The following is a 4,673-nucleotide window of genomic DNA, read 5'->3' on the forward strand; positions in this document are numbered from 1 at the left end:
CCCACCCGCCACGTCGGACTCCTGCGAACCGGCCGAGGGGCGCGGGGGCCGGTCAGCCGCCCTGGGGGGCGAAGACGGCGAGGCTCCTGGCCCGGTCGCCGTCGGCCTCGACGAGTGCCACCAGCCGGTCGTCGGGCCCGAAGACGGCCACCGGGCCCGCCGGCAGCCGCGGGGTGGCGATCCTGGCTCCGTTGCCGAGCAGCCTGGCCTCCCGCTCGGTCACGTCCCAGCGCGGGAAGGAGGCCGCCGCGGCCTCGTCGAGCGGCAGCACGACCAGCTCGGCGCGCAGCTCGTCGACGGTGCGGGCGGCTCCCAGCGTGTAGGGGCCCACGCGGGTGCGGTGCAGCGCGGTGAGGTGGCCGCCGGTGCCGAGCGCGGCGCCGAGGTCGCGGGCCAGGGCACGGATGTAGGTGCCCGAGGAGCAGACGACGGTGATGTCGACGTCCGTGACGGTCAGGCCGTCCGCGAGGACGCGCTCGACGGCCCGGTCCGCCGTGAAGGTGGAGACGGTGACCCGGCGTGCCGGGATCTCCACCTCCTCGCCCGCCCGCACCCGCCGGTAGGAGCGCTGGCCGTCGATCTTGACGGCGCTGACCTTGGCCGGCACCTGCATGATCTCGCCGGTCAGGGCCGCGACGCCGGCGGCGATGGCGGCCGGCTCTACGCCGGCCGCGCCCCGCGCCGCGGTGACCTCGCCCTCGGCGTCGTCCGTGACCGTGGTCTGGCCGAGGCGGATGGTGCCCCGGTACTCCTTGTCGGTGAGGGCCAGGTGGCCGAGCAGCCGGGTGGCCCGGCCGAGGCCCACGAGCAGCACCCCGGTGGCCATCGGGTCGAGGGTGCCCGCGTGCCCGACGCGCCGGGTGCGGGCGATGCCGCGCAGCACCGCGACGACATCGTGCGAGGTGAAGCCGGCGGGCTTGTCCACCACGACAAGCCCGTCGGCTGTTGATCCAGTCATGCGCCGGTCAGTCCTCGTCCCCGCTCGGCGCCGTGGAGCCGGCGCCACCCTCGTCGTCGGGCTCCCGCTCCTCGCGGTTCTCCCGGTACGGGTCGGCACCGCCGGCGTACTCGGCCCCGGCCGACGAGCGGCGCAGCTCCTCGTCGCGCTCCCGGGCCCGGTCGAACAGGTGGTCCAGGTTGCGTGCCGTCTCGGGCAGCGCGTCCGGCACGAACTCCAGGCTCGGAGTGTGCTTGACGCCAGCCGCCGCGCCGACCGCGGAGCGCAGCACGCCCTTGGCGCTGCGCAGCCCGGCGGCCACCTCCTCCCGGTCGGACTCGTCGCCGTACACCGTGTAGAAGACGGTCGCCTCCCGCAGGTCCCCGGTGACTCTGGTGTCGGTGATGGTCACCCGGGTGCCCAGCCTGGGGTCCTTGATGTCCCGCTGCAGCTTCTGGGCGACCACCTCGCGGATGAGGTCCGCCAGCCTCTTCGCCCGAGCCTTGTCGGCCACTGCTCCGTCTCCTCGTACTGTTCTCGAATGTCGCGGCTCATGGTCAGCCCGCGTCGCCGGGGCTCGCCCGGCTACTCGTCCTCGCCGCCGTGGACACGCCGCCGCACGGACAGCAGCTCCACCTCGGGTCGCTCCGCCACCCAGCGCTCGCAGTTGTCGAGCACCTCGGTGAGCCGGCCGGCGTCCCCCGAGACCACCGCGAGCCCGATGTGGGCCCGCCGGTGGAGGTCCTGACCGCCCACCTCGGCGACGCTGACCGCGAACCTGCGCTGGAGTTCCGCCACGATCGGCCGCACCACCGAGCGCTTCTCCTTGAGGGAGTGGACATCGCCGAGCAACAGGTCGAAGGAGAGTGTCCCGGTATACATGCGGTGATCGTAACGGCAGCGGCCGGGGCCGATCGACGGGGTTTCCCCCGCCGACCGGCCCCGGCCCGACCGCTAGACGCGCGGCTTCTCGCGCATCTCGTAGGTCGCGATGACGTCGTCGATCTTGATGTCGTTGAAGTTTCCGAGGTTGATACCGCCCTCGAAGCCTTCGCGGATCTCGGTGACATCGTCCTTGAAGCGCCGCAGCCCCTCGATGTTGAGGTTCTCGGCGACGACCTTGCCGTCGCGGACCAGGCGGGCCTTGGTGTTCCGTCGCACCTCGCCGGAGCGGATGAGGACACCCGCGATGTTGCCCAGCTTGGAGGAGCGGAAGACCTCGCGGATCTCCGCGGTGCCCAGCTCGACCTCCTCGTACTCCGGCTTCAGCAGACCCTTCAGGGCCGCCTCGATCTCCTCGATCGCCTGGTAGATGACCGAGTAGTACCGGACGTCCACACCCTCGCGCTCGGCCGCCTGCGTGGCACGCCCCTCGGCGCGCACGTTGAAGCCGATGACGATGGCGTCGGAGCCGCTGGCCAGGTCGATGTCGGTCTCGGTGACCGCACCGACGCCCCGGTGGAGCACGCGCAGGTCGACACCCTCGCCGACGTCGAGCTGGAGCAGCGAGGACTCCAGGGCCTCGACCGAACCGGACGCGTCGCCCTTGATGATGAGGTTGAGCTGCTGGACCTCGCCGGCCTTGAGCACCGTGTCCAGAGTCTCCAGGGAGACCCGGCGGGTGCGCTTGGCGAACGCCGCGTTCCGCTCGCGGGCGGCGCGCTTCTCGGCGATCTGCCGTGCGGTCCGGTCGTCGGAGACCACCAGGAAGTTGTCCCCGGCCCCCGGCACGTTGGTCAGACCCTGCACCAGGACGGGCGTGGAGGGCCCGGCCTCGGCGAGCGTGCGACCGGAGTCGTCCAGCATGGCCCGGACACGGCCGTGGGCGTCGCCCACCACCATCGTGTCGCCGACGCGCAGCGTGCCGCGCTGGACGAGCACGGTGGCCACGGCGCCGCGGCCCCGGTCCAGGTGGGCCTCGATCGCGATGCCCTGGGCGTCCTGCGTCGGGTTGGCCCGCAGGTCGAGCGCGGCGTCGGCGGTCAGGACGACGGCCTCCAGCAGCGACTCGATGTTGGTGCCCTGGCGGGCGGAGATGTCGACGAACATGGTGTCGCCGCCGTACTCCTCGGCCACCAGGCCGAACTCGGTCAGCTGGCCGCGGACCTTGGTCGGGTCGGCGCCCTCGACGTCGATCTTGTTGACCGCGACGACGATCGGCACGTCGGCCGCCTTGGCGTGGTTCAGCGCCTCGATCGTCTGCGGCATCACGCCGTCGTTGGCCGCCACCACGAGGATGGCGATGTCCGTCGACTTGGCACCACGGGCACGCATGGCGGTGAACGCCTCGTGACCCGGGGTGTCGATGAAGGTGATCCGCCGCTCTTCGTCGTTGACGTCGATCGAGACCTGGTAGGCACCGATGTGCTGGGTGATGCCGCCGGCCTCGCCCTCGATGACGTTGGTCTTGCGGATCGCGTCCAGCAGGCGGGTCTTACCGTGGTCGACGTGACCCATGACGGTCACCACCGGCGGCCGCGAGACCAGCTTCTCCTCGCCGCCCTCGTTCTCGCCGAACTCGATGTCGAAGGACTCGAGCAGCTCGCGGTCCTCCTCCTCCGGGCTGACGATCTGAACGGTGTAGTTCATCTCGTCGCCGAGCAGGTTCAGCGTCTCGTCGGAGACGGACTGCGTCGCGGTGACCATCTCGCCCAGGTTGAACATGACCTGGACCAGGGACGCCGGGTTGGCGTTGATCTTCTCGGCGAAGTCGGTGAGGGACGCGCCACGGGAGAGCCTGATGACCTCGCCCTTGCCGCGCGGAAGCATCACGCCGCCGATGGACGGGGCCTGCATGGCCTCGTACTCCTGGCGCCGCTGACGCTTCGACTTACGGCCACGCCGCGCCGGACCGCCGGGACGGCCGAACGCGCCCTGGGTGCCACCACGGCCACCCGGGCCGCCGGGCCGGCCACCGCCGCCGGGACCGCCGCCGAAGCCGCCACCGGGACGGCCACCGCCGCCACCGAAGCCGCCACCACCGGGACGGGTGCCGGTGCCGGCACCCGCGCCGCCACCGCGGCCGGCGAAACCGCCGCCACCGCCGCCGCCACCGCGGCCGGCGAAGCCGCCGCCGCCCGGACGCGCGCCACCGCCGCCACCGCCCGGGCGGGCGCCGGGACCGCCCGGACGGGCGCCGGGACCGCCGCCGGGGCGGCCGGCGCCGGACGGGCGCTGCGGCATCATGCCGGGGTTCGGCCGGTTACCGCCGGGGCCCGGACGCGGGCCGCCCGCGGCCCCGCCCTGCGGACGCGGCATGTTGCCCGGGGTCGCCCGGCCGCCACCCGGCGCCTGCGGGCGCGGGGGACGGTCCTGGCCACCGGGGCGCGGACCGCCCTGGGCCGGCGCGCCGGGTCGGGGCGCCGGGCCGGGGCGCGGCGCCTGCTGGGGCCGGGCCATGCCGGTGGAACCACTGGTCGTGAAGGGGTTGTTGCCGGGACGCGGGCCGGCCGGGCGGCCGCCCGGCTTGGGCGCGCTGGCACCCGGCTTGGCCGGGGCGGGACGCGCCCCGCCCGGCTTGGGCGCACCGGCACCCGGACGGGTACCCGGGCGCGGGCCCGACTGTCCGCCGGGACGCGGACCGGCCTGGCGCTGCTGCTGGGGCTGCTGAGCCTGCGGCGGCTGAGCCGGCTGCGGCTGCTGCTGCTGAGGCGCGGGCGCCTGCTCGCCACCGCCGGTCGGCTGGGTGAACTCGGGGACCGCGGGGGCCGGCTTGGCGCCGGGCTTGGGGCCCGGG

General features: G+C 74.2%; 4 protein-coding genes. All 4 read right to left on the reverse strand.

Features of this window, described 5'->3' with window-relative positions:
• Positions 1 to 52 precede the first annotated feature (52 nt).
• On the reverse strand, positions 53 to 958 hold the full coding sequence (gene truB / locus E1283_RS32180) for a tRNA pseudouridine(55) synthase TruB (RefSeq protein WP_132821699.1): 906 nt from the start codon (positions 956 to 958) through the stop codon (positions 53 to 55).
• Positions 959 to 965: 7 nt separating this feature from the next.
• On the reverse strand, positions 966 to 1,451 hold the full coding sequence (gene rbfA, locus E1283_RS32185; protein WP_132821700.1) for a 30S ribosome-binding factor RbfA: 486 nt from the start codon (positions 1,449 to 1,451) through the stop codon (positions 966 to 968).
• Positions 1,452 to 1,522: 71 nt separating this feature from the next.
• Positions 1,523 to 1,819 carry a DUF503 domain-containing protein gene (locus E1283_RS32190; protein ID WP_132821701.1) on the reverse strand — a complete coding sequence of 99 codons (297 nt, stop codon included), beginning with the start codon at positions 1,817 to 1,819 and terminating at the stop codon, positions 1,523 to 1,525.
• Positions 1,820 to 1,891: 72 nt separating this feature from the next.
• On the reverse strand, positions 1,892 to 4,673 hold a 2,782-nt coding region (gene infB, locus E1283_RS32195; protein ID WP_132821702.1), incomplete at its 5' end, for a translation initiation factor IF-2.

This window comes from Streptomyces hainanensis (genome assembly GCF_004348415.1).
In the GTDB taxonomy this organism is placed as follows: Bacteria; Actinomycetota; Actinomycetes; order Streptomycetales; family Streptomycetaceae; genus Streptomyces; species Streptomyces hainanensis.